This window comes from Ruminiclostridium cellobioparum DSM 1351 = ATCC 15832 (genome assembly GCF_000621505.1).
Classification (GTDB): Bacteria; Bacillota; Clostridia; order Acetivibrionales; family DSM-1351; genus Ruminiclostridium; species Ruminiclostridium cellobioparum.
The window spans coordinates 1-19,486 of the sequence record NZ_JHYD01000062.1 but is presented as its reverse complement, the minus strand read 5'-3'; the positions used below and the strand labels follow the sequence as shown (position 1 = coordinate 19,486).

Genomic DNA, 19,486 nt, shown 5'->3' with positions numbered 1-19,486 from the left:
GGTAGCCAAGTTCGGCAGGGATAAACGCTGAAGGCATCTAAGCGTGAAACCCACCTCAAGATGAGATATCCCACCGTAAGGGTAAGACCCCATGTAGACTACATGGTTGATAGGTCAAGAGTGTAAGTGCAGTAATGTATTAAGCTGATTGATACTAATAGGTCGAGGGTTTGACCCAAAAAAACAGGTATTCAAAAGTAGATAGTCTTAAAAAATCTATGAGTTAGTTTCAAATCTTCTTATTACTTCGATACATTATTTAATTCTCAATGAGTAAATCTCAAAGGAATTAGTTAAAAAGTTAAATAAAATTGTCAGAAGCGAGGTAATACGAAGCTTATCACAATTTTAAATTTTCTGGTGGAAATGACGAGATGGATACACCCGTTCCCATACCGAACACGGCAGTTAAGCATCTCAGTGCTGATAATACTTGGCTGGCAACGGCCCGGGAAAGTAAGTCTCTGCCAGATTTATATTCCTCAATAGCTCAGTCGGTAGAGCATGCGGCTGTTAACCGCAGGGTCGTAGGTTCAAGTCCTACTTGAGGAGCCAAAGAGTAGATTCATTAAGAATCTGCTCTTTTTTTGTGCGCAATTAATCAATGAATCCCGGTCAAGCCAGTCCAGAGAGTGCTTATTTTAAATTACAACATATTATTCCGATAGGTATTGACAGAATTAGTTCTAAGTGTTAGAATTCACAAGTATACTAAACATATATGAATTGTAGAGATGGATATAATTAACATATATGACTAATATAAAAAGAGGTGTAATTTATGAAAAAGAAAACCATTGGACTTATGGCTTTAATGTTGAGTACAGTAGTAGTTTTAAGCACATCCTGCACATCGAATGGAACCGGAAGTGCATCGTCATCTTCCGCCGCGTCATCTTCAGCTGCAGCTTCGACCCAGGCGGTAAAGCTGACAGACTCAAAGGTTGAACTGATAAAAGCAACCGACCCGGGTAAAAGCCCGGATACCGCAAACAAACGCACAGATACATTTGTTGCGACCATTCACGAACCGGGCGGAGTGTTCCTGCCTTACTTCTATGACAACGGTTGGGACGGAAATGCGGTGCAGCCGATTTTTTCCTCGCTTGTAACGGTTGACGACAATGGAAATCCCATACCGGACCTTGCAGAGAAATGGGAAATTTCACCTGATAACCTGACTTATACATATTATCTGAGACCCAACCTGAAATTCAGCGATGGTTCCCCTTTGACAGCAGAAGATGTGGCTTTCACTCTGACGCTGCTCAATGACCCCGCATATGCAGCAGGCAATGTAGATTTTTCCAACATAGTAATCAAAGGCACGGATGAATACAAGAATGGAAACGCGACTTCCATTTCCGGTATCAAAGTAATTGATCCGACAACAATTCAGATTACCACGGAAAAGCTCAACCCATTGAGCCTGACCACACTGGGGGGATCGGTAATTTCAAAAGCCTATTACGGAAATGGTTACCAGAAGGGAAAGCTTGATTACCTGAAGGATTTGTATGCAAAGCCCATGGGTGACGGCCCATACCAGCTTGACCAGTATATAAACGGGCAGGAAATCCGTTATAATGCCAATCCGAACTATTACGGAGGCAAGCCTTCAATTGAACACCTGATTTTTAAAGTAACCTCCACAAGTACGGCACTCCAGTCTTTCCAGACCGGACAGACCGACCTGGACAGTTTCTCAACCGACCAGGATACGCTTGAACAGTTGAAAGCTCTCGGTTTTGCAAATATCCGTATCCGTACAATCCCGGATTTCGGAATCATATATGTCAACAACAAAAAGCCGTATCTTAAGGATACTGCTGCACGTCAGGCATTGTATTACGGCCTTGACCGCCAGAAGATCATTGACGTCAAATACAACGGTTATGGAGAGGTTGCAAACGTATTTGCGGCTCCTACACTCTGGTCCTACACCGAGGAAGGCGTAACGAAATATAATTACGATCCTGACAAGGCAAAACAGCTGCTGGAAGGTCTTGGCTGGAAAGCCGGTTCTGACGGTATTCTCCAGAAGGATGGACAGAAGCTGAAACTTTCATACCTGACCACAAAGCCGGATGACCCCATTATTCCAATTGCAAAGGAAAGTTATAAAGCCATCGGTATCGATTTTGTACCCGAGGTCCTGGATGCAAACACCATGTTTGACCGTCTGAACAAAGGCGATTACGATCTTCTCTCGGTACGAACCAACGGACTTATCGATCCCAATGATCCCGTTTATGAATTCTCCTCCACAGACCCCAACGTGAATCCTTCCGGGTATTCCAATCCAACAGTGACACAGTTGATAAAGGAAGGTATCAGCACATCGGATAAAACAAAACGGCAGACTATTTACACAAAGCTGTATCAAGAACTGAGCAAGGATCCGCCGGTTATACTGATTGACTACCGCAAGAGCATTTCAGCATGGAATGACCGGATCATCGGCGGTGAGAATTATACAACAGGTGCCTCGGACGTAGCCATCCAGCTTACCAAATTAAAAATAAGGTAACCCGTCTTTTATCAGGAGGACCAGAACTATTTATTCCAAATAGAACTGACTTGAGATATCCGGCAGCTGCCGGACATCTCAGAACATAATTCAGACAACGCTGAACGCTCCCCACACGCCGAGGTGAGCGTTCAGCGCTATGAAAGGCGGTTGACCATGAGAAAATATATTTTACGGCGGTTTTTGCAGATGATTCCCATTCTGTTTGGGATATCTCTGCTCATTTTTTTCCTGTTTGCCCTTATGCCGGGCGACTATTTTTCGTCGAACCGAAGGCTAAGCCCACAGCGTCTGGAAGAGCTCCGGGCGTTGTATGGGATGAATAAACCGCTTATCGTGCGGTATTTCATCTGGTTGAAAAACGTATTCCATGGTGACTTCGGTTTTTCGCTCCAACACATGCAGCCTGTGACGACGCTGATCAACCAGTATATATGGAATTCCTTTATAGTCGCACTGGCTACGCTCTTTTTCACATGGACCATCGCTCTTGTGATCGGCATCTACTCAGCGACAAAACAGTATTCAATTTTTGACAGGCTGGTAACTCTGGGTGTATTCGCATCACTATCGGTACCGTCATTTTTTATAGGTCTTTTGCTGATAAAGTTATTCGGAGTCGATCTTCACATTCTTCCCATAGGAGGCATGATCGATACGGGGAGTACCACAACCGGCCTTGCCTACGTGTTGGAGGTACTTAGACATATGATCCTGCCAATCACCGTTTTAACATTTTTAAGTGTCGGATCACTGACCAGATATTTCAGAACCGGCATGCTGGAAGTGCTCAGGATGGATTTCATCCGCACGGCCCGGGCAAAGGGGTTGAAGGAGCGTACGGTCATCTTCAGGCATGCGCTACGGAATGCTATTTTACCGGCCATTACATTGCTGGCGTTTGAACTGCCGGGACTGTTTTCAGGGGCAATAATCACAGAGCAGATTTTCAGCTGGCCCGGAATAGGAAGGATTCAGCTGGATGCTCTAAGTGCCCGCGATTATCCCGTGCTGATGACATTGACCATGCTTTTGGCTTTTCTGACTATACTGGGGAATTTTCTGGCCGATGTTCTATATGCTGCCGCCGATCCGCGTATCCGGCTGACCAAGAAGGAGGGAGGCTGACATGTCTATATTAAAAAGAAAGGCTTCTTCGGACCGTAAGCGTTCGAAGTCCATATGGGAACAGTCCTTCCGCAGGTTGTTCAAAAACAGAAGCGCTGTGTTCAGCGCCTGCATCCTTGGATTTATGTTTTTGTTCAGTTTCGTAGGCCCATTGATTTCACCATATTCCTCCAATGGGATTGATGTTACTGTCATGAAGCATCCGCCGGATTTCACACACTGGTTGGGCACCGATATATACGGACGCGATGTACTGACGCGTCTGATGCTTGCAGGAAGGATTTCGCTGACAGTGGGTCTTGCGTCCATGGTGCTTTCACTGCTGCTGGGATCACTGCTAGGTGCTGTGTCAGGTTATTACGGCGGGATTGTGGACAGCATTATTATGCGTATTGCGGACATTCTGATGTCCATTCCGAGCCTTCCTCTGCTGATCATCATTGCGGCAATGCTTTCGGAGTTTAAGGTGCCGACCGACTACCGGCTGTACATTGTCATGCTCATGCTGAGCCTGGTCGGTTGGCCGGGACTGGCGAGACTGATCAGGGGGCAGATACTATCTCTGCGGGAACAAATGTATATGAAAGCGGCAGATGTACTGGGGCTGGGCACCTGGAGGAAGATTTTCCACCATCTTTTGCCTAACACCTATCCGTTGCTGATAGTTGTTGCAACATTGAGCACAGCCTCAGGTATCCTCAGTGAATCTACATTAAGCTTTCTGGGTTTGGGAGTGGTAGAGCCCACGTCGTCGTGGGGAAACATGATAACTATTGCCAATAATTTGATAGATTTTCAAAAGCACCCCTGGCTCTGGATTCCACCAGGAGCTGCCATCTTCATTACCGTTGTCGCCATCAATGTGCTGGGTGACGCGGTCCGTGATGTATTGGATCCCAAAATGAAAGGAAGGTAACGTATGGAGGAACCAATTATTACCGTCCGCAATCTGCAGACTTTTTTCCATTTGGAGGGACGGGTCAGTAAAGCGGTTGACAACGTCAGCTTCTCTGTACCGAAGGGAAAGGTTATTTGTATTGTGGGTGAGTCGGGCTGCGGAAAAAGTGTCACCGCTCTTTCTCTTCTGCGTCTGGTTGACTTTCCAGGGCGGATTGCCGGCGGTGAAATTCTATTTCACAACAGAGATATTTTAAAAATGAATACAAAGGAAATTCATAATTTGCGCGGGGACAAAATTTCAATGATCTTTCAGGAACCGATGACATCTTTGAACCCGGTGTTTACCATAGGACGGCAGATTTCGGAAACTCTTCTGGAGCATACTCTTTGTGACCGGAAGGAAGCGTGGGAGGAGGGTGTGGAATTGATTAAGAAGGTAGGTCTCCCGCGAGCCGAGAAGATTATGGATTCATATCCCCACGAATTAAGCGGAGGGATGCTGCAGCGCGTTATGATTGCCATTGCGCTGAGCTGCCAGCCGGAACTGCTGATCGCAGACGAGCCTACGACTGCGCTGGATGTTACCATTCAGGCGCAGGTACTGGACCTGCTGCGTCAGCTCCGTGACCAATCCGACATGTCCATCCTGTTTATAACCCACGACCTTGGCGTTGTGGCTGAGATTGCGGATTATGTTATTGTCATGTATGCGGGCAGGATCATTGAGGAAGCTCCTGTAACAGAGCTGTTCCGCCATCCCAGGCATCCGTATACCCGCGGACTTTTGAAGTCAAGACCTGTGATCGGGCAGCGCCGTGACAGACTGTATTCTATCAAAGGACAGGTTCCGGATCTGTCTGAACTGCCCCAGGGCTGCTATTTTGCCGACCGCTGTGAAAGCTGTATGGAACCCTGCCGGAAGGAGTATCCGGAATCTGTCTCAGATGCGGGCGGGCATAAAACGGCCTGCCTGCTGTATAAGGAAGGAGTTGCCAATGGATCGACCACTGCTGAAGATTACTGATTTAAAGAAATATTTTCCTGTTAAGGGAGGCTTGTTCGGAAGACCTGTGGGTTGGGTCCGGGCTGTAGACGGTGTAAGCTTTGAGATTTTCAGAGGGGAGGCCTTCGGCCTGGTAGGTGAGTCGGGAAGCGGAAAGACGACTCTTGGGCAAACCGTTCTGCGAATGCATGGGAGAACCTCCGGTCAGGTCATGTTTGACGGCCTGGATATTCACTCCCTTCCTCCGAAGGAATTTCACAAAACGCATACCCGGATGCAGTACATTTTTCAGGACCCATACAGCTCGCTTAATCCCCGTATCCGCATTGGAGACGCCATCGCCGAGCCGCTGCTTGCACACCGACTGGCCACCAGGGCAGACGTGAGGGAACAGGTGGAAAGCATTCTGGCCCAATGCGGGATGGCAGCCCGGTTTATGGACCGGTATCCCCATGAATTTTCAGGCGGACAGCGTCAGCGTATTGTTATTGCGAGAGCCATTGCCCTGAATCCGGAATTTATTGTGGCCGATGAACCTGTTTCCTCTCTGGACGTTTCCATTCAGGCGCAGATAATCAACCTGTTCAGCGATCTGCAAGAGGAACGGAAGCTCACTTATCTGTTTATTTCGCATGACCTGGGAATCGTAGAACATCTCTGTTCCCGGATAGCCATTATGTATCTTGGTTCAGTGGTGGAATTGGCCACAAGGAGTGAACTGTTTTTAAATCCAATTCATCCGTATACAAAGGCTTTACTGTCTGCCGTACCGATTCCCGACCCCGAACGAAAGCGCAGCCGGATTGTGCTGAACGGTGATGTCCCCAGCCCGGAAAACCCGCCTTCGGGATGCAGATTCCACACGAGATGTCCGTTTGCAAAGGACATCTGCAGGGAGAAGGTTCCGGAATTCCGCAAGGTCGAAGACCACCATCAGGTTGCCTGCCATCTTTTTTAAGGTTAGTATTTTTTGAAAATTAACAGTTTGATTTTTTCTCTTTCATTATGTATAATCACTATTGTATGTTAATTTGATTTTTACATATAAAAACCGTACTAATCAGTTATACTATTTAATGAAAAAATAATTCTTAGGATGGGGTACTTATGAAAAAGAAAACAAAAATCTCCCTGGTAATATCAGTTTTATTAATTGTTTTGATGCTTACTTCCTGTACAGCATTAACCGGAAACAACAACGATGGCAAAGTAAGCGAAATAAGTGCAAGCTCATCGGGAACATCTCAACAAAGTCAGCCGGCAAATCAGTCATCAGAACCAACTGCTGGAAACTCAACACAGCCTGCGAACACAACTACAGAGCCTTCAAACACAACAGCTGAAGAGCAAAAGCCTCAGACTGTGAATGGACTGCAGCTTTCACCAGGCATTGAAAACATTAAAGTTAAGGCTGTTTATCTGACAGGACCTTCAGCAGGATCGACCGACAGGGTGGACAAGATAATAGATCTGGCAAAAAAAACAGAGTTGAATACAGTTGTAGTTGACATTAAAGAAGACGGTTCACTGAATTATGAATCAGAACTTGATGTAGTAAAGAAATATGGCAAGCAGACCAAGTATTACAATCCTGAAAAACTTATTAAAAAGTTTCATGATAACGGTGTCTATGTTATAGGCCGTATTGTGACATTTAAAGATCCTACCCTTGCTAAAAACAGGGCTGATCTGGCTATTAAAAATTCAAAAGGTTCCCTGTGGCTGGAAAACGGAAAGACTCCCTGGACTAATCCTTATAATGAAGAGGTTTGGGATTATAATATTGCAATAGCTAAAGAGGCCGTATCAAAAGGCTTTGACGAGATACAGTTTGATTATGTGAGATTTCCAACAGGAAAAAAAGCAGATTTTAATTACGGAGCCAATGTACCCGAAAAAGCTGTCGCCATAAATGGTTTTCTTGCAAAGGCAAATAAAGTGCTGCATGATGAAGCAAAAGTACCGGTATCGGCCGACGTATTTGCCATTATAGTTGAGAGCAAACCCGACGGGGAAAGTATCGGACAAAGAATTACCGAGGTTGGTAAGGACATTTACTGCATCAGCCCCATGATCTATCCCTCACATTATGCCAACGATGCAAAAAAAGGAATAATGGCTAACGGAGTAGGACAGCAAATTAATGGTATAGTCTTCACCAAACCCGATCTTGAACCATATAAAGTAATGTATAATGCTCTTGTTTCAACAAAATCCAAAATAGCTGCTGCCGGGAACTATAAGGCAAAGGTAAGACCTTATCTGCAGGCGTTTACAGCAAAATATCTGCCAAACGGATATTACCAGACATATGGACCCCAGCAGGTAAAAGAACAGATCAAGGCTGTATATGACGCCGGCTATGAAGAATGGATATTATGGGATCCAAGCAACAAATACCAGGAATCCTATTTTAATCCAGAAAAGTAATAAACCAAACGGGAAAGTAATAATAGAAAATTATATAGAAACAATAAAAGCAGGATGACTAAAGTTATCCTGCTTTTTGCGTTAAAATGCACATTATTATATATAGATCTTCCTGGTCCGGTATGACTTATATATAAATAGTACTTATTTACTATATAAAATAAAGTAGCTAATTATTGAAAAATTTTTTGGGCAATGATACAATATATTGTGCAAGCGCTTTTAGAAAAACACAAAATATAGATATTGGAAGGGGATTTTAATGAAGCTTTCTGAGAATGCGATTAAAGTACTGGAGAAAAGATATTTGGAAAAGGATGAGGACGGCAACCTTATTGAAGATGTGGAAGGCATGTTTAAACGTGTTGCAAAAGCAATTGCATCAGCGGATGAAAATTATACCGACAAAGCCGGTATTGAAAAAATAGAGATGGAATTTTATGAAATGATGGCAAACCTTGAGTTTTTGCCCAATTCTCCTACCTTAATGAATGCAGGAAGACCGTTGGGTCAACTCAGTGCATGCTTTGTGCTGCCTGTGGAAGATACCATGGAGGGCATATTTGAATCTATAAAAAATGCTGCATTGATACATAAAAGCGGTGGGGGGACAGGCTTTAGTTTTTCCAGGCTCCGTCCCAAAGGTTCGGCTGTTAATTCCACAGGAGGAGTGGCCAGCGGACCTATAAGCTTTATGAAGGTTTTCAATGCCGCCACTGAGGCTGTAAAGCAGGGAGGAACCCGCCGCGGCGCCAATATGGGTATTCTCAGGGTGGATCATCCCGATATTATGGAGTTTATTACATGCAAGAAGGATAATTCGGAAATTACCAATTTTAACCTTAGTGTGGGTATTACCGAAGATTTCATGAAGGCTGTGGAATATAATCTTGAATATGAACTTATTGATCCAAAGACTAAAAAGCCGGTTGGAAAGCTGAATGCTAAAAAAGTCTTTGATTTGATAGTCGAAATGGCCTGGAAGAATGGGGAACCGGGAATAATTTTTCTCGACAGGCTGAACAGGGACAATGTTACTCCGAAGCTTGGTGAAATCGAGAGTACCAATCCGTGCGGAGAGCAGCCCCTGCTCCCGTATGAAGCCTGTAACCTGGGGTCAATTAACCTGTATAATATGCTTAATGAGGAAAAGAACGCTTTGGATTTTGATAAATTGGCGGAAACTGTGAAAAAGGCTGTTCACTTTTTGGACAATGTCATTGAAGCCAACAAATATCCGTTAGCAGAGATTGATAAGATGACAAGAGGAACGAGAAAGATAGGTCTCGGTGTCATGGGATGGGCTGATATGCTTTGTGCACTGAATATTTCTTACAATTCACAGCAAGCAATAGAGCTGGCTGATAAGGTTATGGGATTCATACAGGATAATGCTCAGAAGGCCTCACAGGAATTAGCCGAACAAAAGGGTGTTTTTCCATATTATGAAGACAGTGTTTTTGCGAAGAAGGGTATAAAACTGAGAAATGCCACTACTACAACAATAGCTCCAACAGGCACACTCAGCCTTATAGCCGGTGTTTCCAGCGGTATTGAACCTATTTTTGCGATTTCATACATCAGAAATGTTATGGATAATAACGAACTTGTTGAAGTCAATCCCGTATTTAAAAATGCTGCAGTCAAAGGTAATTTTTATACGGATGAACTAATGAAGCAAATTGCAAAGTCCGGTACTGTCAAACATATGGAGGAGATCCCAAAGGAAGTCCGCGATGTTTTTGTAACAGCTCATGATGTAAGACCGGAATGGCATGTTAAAATGCAGGCCGCTTTTCAAAGGCATACTGATAATGCGGTTTCTAAAACGGTTAATTTAAGCCATGATGCAACTACCGATGACGTAAGAGAAGTATTTACACTGGCTTACAGGGCCCAATGCAAGGGAGTGACTATCTACAGGGACGGGAGCCGTGATTTGCAGGTTCTGAACATTGGCAAGGTTCAGGGCAAGGAAGCCTCCGACGATCAGACGCTGCCTGCCGGGGATAATGTTTATTGCGATTCCTGCAATGATATTTCAAAGAGGATCACAGGTATTGAGCCCAGGCCAAGGCCGGATATAACCACCGGTTTCACCGAGAAGGTGAAGATTGGCTGCGGTAATCTTTATATAACTGTTAACTATGATGAAAACGGGATATGTGAAGTATTTACAAATACAGGACGTGCAGGAGGCTGCCCTTCGCAGTCGGAAGCCACAAGCAGACTGGTTTCGGTTGCACTGCGTTCAGGAATGGATGTCAAATCCATAGTGGAGCAGCTGAAAGGTATCAGATGTCCCTCAACAATCCGCCAGAAAGGACTGAATGTACTGTCTTGTCCGGATGCTATCGGGAGACTGATTGAGAAAGTTGCCAAAATTCACAGCAGCAAGGAAGAGGATGGAAGCAATGATTTTACCACACAGGAATACAGCGTTGTCCAGAGGCCAAACTCATCCGGCGACAGTGAAACCGTCTGCGCCTCAGATTGTTATGCGTGTACATTGAAAGAGGTGTGTTCAAATCCTGAAATGGGCTTTGACGGATACGACCCGGGAGGCGCATGCCCGGAATGCGGCAAAACAGTGGAACATGAGGGCGGCTGTGTTATTTGCAGGAACTGCGGGTATAGTAAGTGCGGGTGATAACTTCTGATATTGACAATTAATAAGTGTAGTCTTAAAGCTTTTTATGCATAAAGAAATATTTATCATTTAAATATACTGTGTATTGTGGCGGCCCCCAGTACCGAACCTGATGAGAAAGGTTCGGTACTGGGGGTTTTTGTTGGTTCGTTGTTTTCTATGATGTATTATTAGCAAGAAAAAGGGATGAGTTGACTTATTATTATGAAGGAATATTCTTTATGTGAAAATACATGATATAATGGAAGTGATTGTAAAAGAAACGCATCCGATAAAAATAGTACAAAATATTATAAAGCAATTCAAGTGAGGTAAAAGCCATGAATAAAACAATCAAAAAAACTTGTAGTATTTTTGTAGTTATTCTGACCCTAGTATTTTTAGCGTCGCCAACTAATATACAAGCAAAAGAATCTGATTTTGAAATTGTTGATGGGGTACTTATTAAATATCATGGAGAAAGTGAAACCGTTAATATTCCAGATGGAGTAAAAAAAATTGGCGATCGAGCATTTAATCATACTCTCATAGAAAGCATCACTATACCAGAAAGTGTAAAAGAAATTGGTGATAGTGTTTTTTATTTTTGCTGGGGTTTAAAAAGTATTGCTATTCCTAAGAATGTTATAGCTATTGGAAATGATGCATTTGTTGGATGCACTGATCTGGAAAATATAGAGGTCGATGAAGGCAATCAAAATTTTAAATCCATAGACGGTATTCTTTTCAACAAAAGTAAGACAAAGATTATTTGTTATCCAACTGGAAAAGACAGAATAGAATATACCATTCCAAGTGGTGTTGAAACTATCGGTACTGAAGCTTTTCGTAATTTCAATTTAATAAGTATTACTATTCCAGATACTGTGATAGCTATTGAGATTAAGGCAATTGATTATTGTAATAGCCTAACGGAAATTAATATTTCGAAAAGTGTAAAAACTATTGACAGCATGGCAATATTTCAATGTTATAAACTAAAAAAAATAAGTGTAAATTCAGAAAATAAAAACTTTTTATCAAAGGATGGAATTCTATTTAATAAAAATATGACTGAAATTATTTGTTACCCTATAGGTAAAACAAATAAAAATTATAGTATTCCTAAAAGTGTAAAAGCTATTGGAGATGCTGCATTTTATGAATGTTTTAATTTAACAAGTATAAACATTCCCGAAAGTGTGAGAACAATTGGAAAAATGGCGTTTATGGGCTGTAATAACATAGATATCATAACATTACCCAAAAGCATTACTGCTATTGGCGAAAAAGCGTTTAGACAGTGTTACAGTTTAAAAAGCATAGCCATTCCTGATGGTGTCATTAACATCTATGATGAGGCATTTTATAATTGTGATAATCTTACAAATGTAACCATTCCTTACAGCGTTACAAAAATAGGAAAAAGCGTTTTTTCATATTGCCCCAAACTAACAAGTATAACTGTTAATACTTCAAATAACTATTACATATCTAAAGACGGAGTTTTATTCAATAAGGATATGACAGAAATAATATGCTATCCCCCAAGTAAAAAAAATATTGACTATGTAATTCCTAGTGGAGTAAAAACTGTTATTAGTGAAGCATTTGCTTTGAGTTCCAATTTAACAAGCATCACAATCCCTGAGGGTGTAACAATAATTGGCAAGAGTGCATTTTATGATTGCCATAATTTAACCAGCATTAAAATTCCTGAAGGGATTACAACAATTGATGATGAAACGTTTCAATATTGTTTTAATCTATCAGAAGTTAACATCCCAAATAGTTTATCAACTATAGGTCAATATGCATTTTTTCAATGCAAACTAACAAGTGTTTCTATCCCATCGAATGTAAAGACAATCGGTGAAGGAGCATTTGAATGGTGCTCCAACCTATCAGACGTAAACATCCCAAACGGTATAACAGTGATAGGTGAGTATGCATTTTTTAACTGTGAACTAACAAGTGTTACTATTCCAGGAAGTGTTAAAGAAATAGGTTATAAAGCATTTGGATATATTAGCACGGACGATTTTCACTTGATCATTCCAAATTTTAAAATATACGGAGTAATTGATTCCGCTGCAAATAAATATGCGAAAGATAATAATATAACATTTGTTGAGGTTAAATAGTTGGGTTAATTAATCTAGATGTGGTACTTTTAGGATAACACTTTTAGAAATATTGGGGGAAAGCAATGTCGATAATAGAGGTGAACATTTCATACAAAAACAAGGATATAAAGCAGGCTATATCTTATATTGTTAATCATATTCATAAACTTTGGGTCGCGTTGCTTTGCTTTATTATTGTAATATTAGAGATGATTATTTATGGATTCATTAACGAGGTTACTGATTACAATATAGGGTTAATTCTGGTATTTTTATTTGCAGCACTTATTTTCTATGGTTATTATTTTAAGAGGCCGGTAAATGGTTATCTGAAGTATTATGAAAAAAGAAAAGGAGGCCAATATTTCTTTTCAGAGGATAACATTAAAGCTATTGGAGAAGATATTCAAAGTACTTTCTGTTGGAGTTTATTTAAAAAAGCATATAGTATTCCAAGTGCGTTTTTATTTTATGATGATAATAACTTCATATATGTTTTCCCAAAGCGATGCTTCATTAACAATAAAGACATTGAACAATTAGAGAATTTAATACAGAAATCGATAAAGGTATATAAGAAATACAATTAGAAATCTTTAAGGTGTAGAAGTATTATCAGGAAGTACATATCAAGTCTACATAACTACTTCCATTTCCAATATGTGAAGTTTTAAGGGTAATATCGGAGTTTCCCAGTATACCTTCTTATTGTATGTAATCAGTTCAATAATTATGCATATTAATAAACAATAAATTATTAATCCAGAAATACTTGATTATTAGGTGTTTCTGGATTTTTTAATCCACACCGTATAGATTTACATAAGTGAATTTATTTCTTAGCTATAACTAAAGGACCGCGACGCTATAACTTAGTATTATGATTTTAGTTTAATGATAAGATAATTTATAGGAAATGTGAAAGTATGGTATAATACCCTTAGTTTGGATTGGTATTTTAATTTTTTTTAAAGGATGTGGGAGTATAAAAAAATTGGTTATTTCTTTTATTACAATACTATTTTTAATTTCTAGCCCTTATAATATAAACTATTCCTTATCGAAAGTACCAGATGAGCCACAAACACTAATTAAAATTAGCCAGAATTCGAAGGTGGGCTTAAAAAATACCGACGGTATAATAGTAGTGAGTCCGATATATCAAGATTTAGGGATAAATCAAATAAATGGCATGCTAGCAGTTAAACGAGAGAATAAATGGGGATTTGTTAATAAGAACTTTATAGAAGTAATAAAACCAATATTTGATGAGGTAGGATATTTTTATTGTGGATGGTGTCCAGTTAGAATTGGTAATCTATGGGGGTTAATTGATTTAAATGGGCAATGGGTAGTCAATCCTATGTACGATTATATTGAAATATCTAAAGAAACTAAAACTGCAATTATAATTAAAAATGGAAAATATGGCCTTATTGATGATAGGGGTAATATTAGGATAAATACCGAGTATGAAAAACTTACTTTTATAAAAGATGGAATGTTATCATTTCTAAAGAATAGGAAAACAGGAATGGTTAATCAATTAGGGGTTGAGATATTTCCAGCAGAGTATACAGGAATATATGGCATTACAACTTTTCCTGAGAAATCAAAGTATATGTTTTCTGTTTTATTGGAAAAAGAGGTACCTACGAAATCAGGTTCAAGTTTAGAAAGAGAAACAGGTTTTTTTGAAAAGTCTGGAAAAACTATTATTATGAAATCTTATGAAGGTTATGATTTTATTACTGAAGATTTAGCAATAGTATACGATGAGTTTGGTAATGTCGGACTTGCTGATTTAAATGCTAATCATTTATTTAAGCCAAGCAAATGCGAGATTAAACCATATCTTAGCGACAAATTTATAATTGTTAAATACAACAGATATCATGGAATCATTAACAATAGTGGACAGGTAATAGTAAAACCCATATATACCTTTATGGCCAAAGTTGGTGAAAACTTGCTTGTATGTTCCGGTAATTTGAAAGGTGGCAAATGGGGAATTATTGATAAAAACGGAAAAACGATTGTACCTTTAAAATATAGTAATGCTAAAACTAACGGAAAGTATGTATGTTTTGAGGATAATGGATTATGGGGGATACTTGATGCAACTGGTAAAATTACAGCTAAGCCACAATTTTCTTATGAGCCAAACTTTATCGAAAATGATCTTATTCGTGTATTTAGCAATAAGAATGACCATCTTTATGTAGGCTATACCAATATATACGGGGAATCATTAACAAAATCATTATTTAAATCTAAGTTCCCTTTTGAGGAGGCAATGCCTTTTAATCAAGGTTTGGCCTCTGTGAAAATGAAAGGCATGTGGGGATTCATTGATGCTTCTGGGAAAATAGTGATACCGTGTAAATATAACTTATGTAGTGATTTTCAAAATGGTGTTGCCTGGGTGGAGGAAGTTATTGATAATGTTCCAAAGTATGGCCTTATAAATAAAAACGGAGATTACCTGTTGGAACCACAATTTAAGGCTCCGCTTTCCAGTTTAATTATTGGCATTTATTAATATATTGTAATGAATATGGGATTTCATATCACTACAATTGATAAGCTGTAGTTGCAATTAGATTATATAATGCTTCTCTATAATACTGTTGCTTGCTATCTGCTTGTAAAAAGAAGTTTCTAATATCTATATTTAGGATCTTGTGGTTAAGCAAGAATAGGTGTGTCCAGACTACATAATGACTTCCATTTCCAATATATGAATTTTTAAGGGTAATATCGGAGTTTCCCAGTAAACATTGCATGCAACTAGTTAGTCTGTGTAATTTATGGAATTTTTATGCATAAGTAATTAATTTTTCTATCTTAATACTCTGTGTATTTTGTGGTGGCCCCCGGTACTGAACTTGATGAGAAAGGTTCGGTACTGGGGGTTTTTAATGATTAAATTCTTAAAAAATAGTTTTAAGCCGTTACAAAATATATTGAAAAGTGGTAAAATAGAGTCGATATGGAAGATGTATTATGGCTATAATGGGAAGCTTACATATCTTCGTTTCAAATATTATGAACATTTACACATGGTAATTATAGGGCAGAATTTTTGAGGGGATCTTATGATAATAGAAGAAGATACTGTAAAACGAAATGATTTAAATCTAAGAATTGAAAAACTTGGACTTGAGACGGAAATTTTCCACGATGGAATTAAAAAAATGTTAATAAAGAATTGCTGTCAATGAAACACAAATTTTTATATTGAGGTGACTTATAATGGATTATTCTCGTGGATCAGAATGGAGACAATGGGATTTGCACGTTCATACTGATTCGTTGTATGATTCGGACTACAAAAGTAGTGACAGTGAATAATATTATATAATAATGTCACTTCAGGCGCAAGTTCTCTTAGATGCTGAATACGTTTATTATCAATAAAAAAGTGATCTGTAATAGCCACGGCAGAAATATTATTTTTAATTAAAGTAATATAAAAAAAGAAATATATTTTTTATATTAGCAGGGGTTTATTATGAAATTATCAAAATCAATTGATTTTCTTCTCGAAAATGCAGGACCGGTGATTCAATATAGGCTACGGAAAGAAATTCTCTGTAATCTAAAGAAAACGGAAGAAGAAAACCTATTGGAACAAATCTATCAAACGCCGTATTTCAAACTACTGCAACGCTATATCAAGCTGAACGGATATATTGGTAGCGGGGCACACAGCTGGGATAACTGGCGGGGCGTGATACTCCACGAAACACCTTTGCAGGATGGTGAAGCAGCTGCGCGGCTGCTGTCCTATTTTGCTATACCCAAAACGCACCCGATTGTTGTGAATTTCATTGCTGCTATGCGTGACAAGGATACTTTGCGAAATGAGTTTTCCTATATTCCGCCCGAAGTAGAGCGATATGAAAACCGGTACCGCGGAATCAACAGCGGATTTTGTTTGATGATTTTAATCTATACCATGCAGGCGATGCTTGGTTACGGTGATGACGAGTATGTAAAACCCTTTCAAAGTGTTTCGCTAGAAGCGTTTGAGAGTATATTGCCGCTCTCATCGATCAATGAAATAACTAAGATACGCCAGGGCAAAGCGAAATATAACTATCCCTATATCGAGGAAAGTACGAGTTTCCCATGTCAATACCATTTAGAGGTTTTGGCTTATACAAACGCATGGCGAACACCAGAAAATATAGTATTGATGACTAATTCACTTAATCATTATAACGCAATTCTACATGGTGCAAATCCTATGAAAGTCAAGATTGGCTCGAATTATTACGTTCCCTTTACGCTAAATATGTCAAACAGCCCTATCCGGCCATTTCGTGCAGATGTAATTGACAACATAACTTACCGACGCCTGCTAACAGAAATCGCAATGCTCGGAGTAGGTGAAAGCGTTGGGGTGATAAAAGATTCTATTGCGGGTATTGATGACGCAATAGGTGACGATGGTATACTAAAAATGAGATTTGATTTGCAACATAACAAACGTTACTCCCCGAAGAATATTGAATATCCGACCCCCTATGTTGATGTACGTCTGGAACAAGATTACAAACGTAAATACGCCCTTGAATGTGATTTGACCTTTTGGGCAGTGCAATTTTTATATCTCTGTGACAATGCTGACTTCCACAAATGAGTAAACGATGTTAATGCAACTGCCCATTATATTTACGATAATAAATGAGAAATACAAAAATATAAAGTTATGGAGAAAATTGATGAATGTTACATTTAACAAATTTAGTAAATTCAAAGAGGAATTATTTATGAATTTTTAAAAGATGGATATTCATTTGAATGCAGATATGAAAGGGACTGGAGTAAAAACTGGAAAGAAGCAGATGATTTTTTCTATGATAATTTGCAAATAGCAGATGCATGTGGTTTTGTTACAACTTTGAATGAAATTCCAATTGGTTTTACTAAAACCATACAATCACAAAAGAGGGAGTATATTATTTTCAAGAGATAGAAGGAAAAGTAAACGAATTGCCGAAAGAAGATTGGGAACGAGTACAGAAAGATATTGACGAACAGATTGTCTCTTACAGCGAGTGGAAGGATTTTTCTGAACTTAGCGCAAGCTGACATAGGCTAAGCTGCATGGTATAAGCATAATAACAATTTAACGATTATTACAAACTCCCCATTATGTTTTGCTGAGGGAATAGAGCCGAACTTCACCAAAGGCTAATAATGCATTCTGAATCAAGGTGTAATTATGAGCGCACAATGGGAAGTTGCATATCAGAAGTACGTACCTCCCATTATCCATATACTGCTGACTCAGGTAGCAAATTTATTTTTTATTATTTGCAATACACAGTAAAGTGCTTATTTTGCGGTAAATACAGAAAATAAATTCAGGTTAATACTTAGTTTTACATACAGAAATGTATAGTTTGTATGATGAGTTATATTTTTTAAATATCTATAATTCTAAAATATTAGGAGTCTATTATGGAGAATGATACTTATGTTCCGAAACATAAGTTTGATTATGAAACAGTTGAGAGAATAAGAAATACTGATCCGGAAATTATTAAACCTGTATTACCATATATTTTTGAATGGCTTGAAGATATTAATTGGCCAGTAGCACAGGAATTAGTAAAAGTATTGGTTAGATTTGATGATTTAATTATTCCATTTATAAAGGATCTGATCCATAGACCGGATGGATTACGAGAATATTCAGTATATTTTTTCATGTTGCCATTGCTTACGGATACTCAATTAACTTTATTAAAAGATGAGTTAGAGAGAATTGCATACTATCCATCACAATTTGAGAGTGAAGAAGGATATTTTGAAATTGCTGAAAAATATCTACAAAAAATAATAGAATAGGCATCAGGATATCAAACATTGGCATTTGTGTTAGATATCCTTCCGCTTAGTAAAAATATAATTGAAGTTGAAGCATATGATTTAATTTGTTCATTTTAAAAGTGAGGGACGAGTAGAAACAGAGAAATTGACCATTATCCATATAACTGCCTATAAATTATATATTATAAGCTGAACTCAGATACATTAGCTTAATACAGCAATTATATTCCATTATATGGTCTTAAGTTGTAAAATGAAAGATAATAGACATAGAATTTGAAATAAGCATATATACTGGAGATATCTATGGGTATAACTCAGACCGGAGAAAAGAGACTTCTAGCTAAATATAGAATAATAAATTTGACGTGGAAAAAGATTTGTATTTTAATCAGTATTATTTTAATTATAATACTTTTTTTTACAGCTTTTTATAGTGGATTAGTAGTTAAAAAATATAATATCGTTTCTAATAAATTATGTGTACATGAGTCAGTTAGGGTGGCATTAATAACTGATTTACATAGCCATGTTTATGGAGATAATCAAACAAGGATTGTTTCAATTATCAAGCAGCAAGATCCTGATATTATTGCACTTGCAGGAGATATCGCAGATGATGTGGAACCAATTGAGGGTACAAAACTATTTTTGGAAGGATTGAAGGGGTTCAGGCCAATATACTATGTTACCGGAAATCATGAATTTTGGTCCAATGATATAACAAATATCAAAGACACAATTCGAAAATATGGAGTTAATATTCTTGAAAATAAATATGAGCAGATAAAAGTTAAAAACTCAAATATTATTATAGCTGGAATAGATGATCCTGATGTTGCTATATACGAGAAACCAAACTTTAATTTACTGAGGGAAATGAATAATAATTTTAT

14 protein-coding genes, 1 tRNA gene and 2 rRNA genes are annotated in these 19,486 nt (G+C 38.8%); all 17 read left to right on the top strand.

From position 1 onward, the window contains the following. Positions 1-178, top strand: a 23S ribosomal RNA gene (locus tag T344_RS0118840); the annotation flags it as partial. Between the two features lie 178 nt (positions 179-356). Next, positions 357-473, top strand: a 5S ribosomal RNA gene (gene rrf, locus T344_RS0118835). 6 nt (positions 474-479) lie between these two features. Further along, a tRNA-Asn gene (locus T344_RS0118830) sits at positions 480-555 on the top strand. 226 nt (positions 556-781) lie between these two features. Continuing rightward, the gene (locus T344_RS0118825) at positions 782-2,530 is read left to right on the top strand and encodes an ABC transporter substrate-binding protein (protein ID WP_027629983.1); all 1,749 of its coding nucleotides are present in this window, start codon (positions 782-784) and stop codon (positions 2,528-2,530) included. 156 nt (positions 2,531-2,686) lie between these two features. Continuing rightward, entirely contained in the window at positions 2,687-3,658 is a 972-nt protein-coding gene (locus T344_RS0118820) for an ABC transporter permease (protein WP_027629982.1), read from the top strand. A 1-nt stretch (position 3,659) separates the two neighbouring features. Then, positions 3,660-4,574 (top strand): oligopeptide ABC transporter permease, encoded by a 915-nt coding sequence (opp4C, locus tag T344_RS0118815; protein ID WP_027629981.1) that lies wholly within the window; start codon positions 3,660-3,662, stop codon positions 4,572-4,574. A gap of 3 nt (positions 4,575-4,577) precedes the next feature. After that, the gene (locus tag T344_RS0118810) at positions 4,578-5,582 is read left to right on the top strand and encodes an ABC transporter ATP-binding protein (protein ID WP_027629980.1); all 1,005 of its coding nucleotides are present in this window, start codon (positions 4,578-4,580) and stop codon (positions 5,580-5,582) included. Further along, positions 5,554-6,519, top strand: a complete 966-nt coding sequence (locus tag T344_RS0118805; protein ID WP_027629979.1) for an ABC transporter ATP-binding protein — start codon at positions 5,554-5,556, stop codon at positions 6,517-6,519. The genes T344_RS0118810 and T344_RS0118805 overlap by 29 nt, the downstream gene beginning before the upstream one ends. Before the next feature lie 149 nt (positions 6,520-6,668). Beyond that, positions 6,669-7,991 (top strand): putative glycoside hydrolase, encoded by a 1,323-nt coding sequence (locus tag T344_RS0118800; RefSeq protein WP_027629978.1) that lies wholly within the window; start codon positions 6,669-6,671, stop codon positions 7,989-7,991. A gap of 262 nt (positions 7,992-8,253) precedes the next feature. After that, positions 8,254-10,641, top strand: a complete 2,388-nt coding sequence (locus T344_RS0118795; protein WP_027629977.1) for a vitamin B12-dependent ribonucleotide reductase — start codon at positions 8,254-8,256, stop codon at positions 10,639-10,641. Positions 10,642-10,961: 320 nt separating this feature from the next. Next, positions 10,962-12,764 (top strand): leucine-rich repeat domain-containing protein, encoded by a 1,803-nt coding sequence (locus T344_RS0118790; protein WP_027629976.1) that lies wholly within the window; start codon positions 10,962-10,964, stop codon positions 12,762-12,764. A 65-nt stretch (positions 12,765-12,829) separates the two neighbouring features. Continuing rightward, on the top strand, positions 12,830-13,336 hold the full coding sequence (locus tag T344_RS0118785) for a YcxB family protein (protein ID WP_027629975.1): 507 nt from the start codon (positions 12,830-12,832) through the stop codon (positions 13,334-13,336). A 404-nt stretch (positions 13,337-13,740) separates the two neighbouring features. Then, on the top strand, positions 13,741-15,288 hold the full coding sequence (locus T344_RS0118780; protein WP_027629974.1) for a WG repeat-containing protein: 1,548 nt from the start codon (positions 13,741-13,743) through the stop codon (positions 15,286-15,288). Between the two features lie 556 nt (positions 15,289-15,844). Further along, a complete protein-coding gene (locus T344_RS31765) occupies positions 15,845-15,970 on the top strand; it encodes a hypothetical protein (RefSeq protein WP_278246165.1) in 126 nt (41 codons plus the stop codon). A 290-nt stretch (positions 15,971-16,260) separates the two neighbouring features. Further along, a complete protein-coding gene (locus tag T344_RS0118765; RefSeq protein ID WP_027629973.1) occupies positions 16,261-17,394 on the top strand; it encodes a hypothetical protein in 1,134 nt (377 codons plus the stop codon). 824 nt (positions 17,395-18,218) lie between these two features. Next, positions 18,219-18,608, top strand: a complete 390-nt coding sequence (locus T344_RS0118755; protein WP_027629972.1) for a DUF5071 domain-containing protein — start codon at positions 18,219-18,221, stop codon at positions 18,606-18,608. Between the two features lie 288 nt (positions 18,609-18,896). Continuing rightward, the coding region (locus tag T344_RS28725; protein WP_207641856.1) for a metallophosphoesterase at positions 18,897-19,486 on the top strand (590 nt) is incomplete at its 3' end.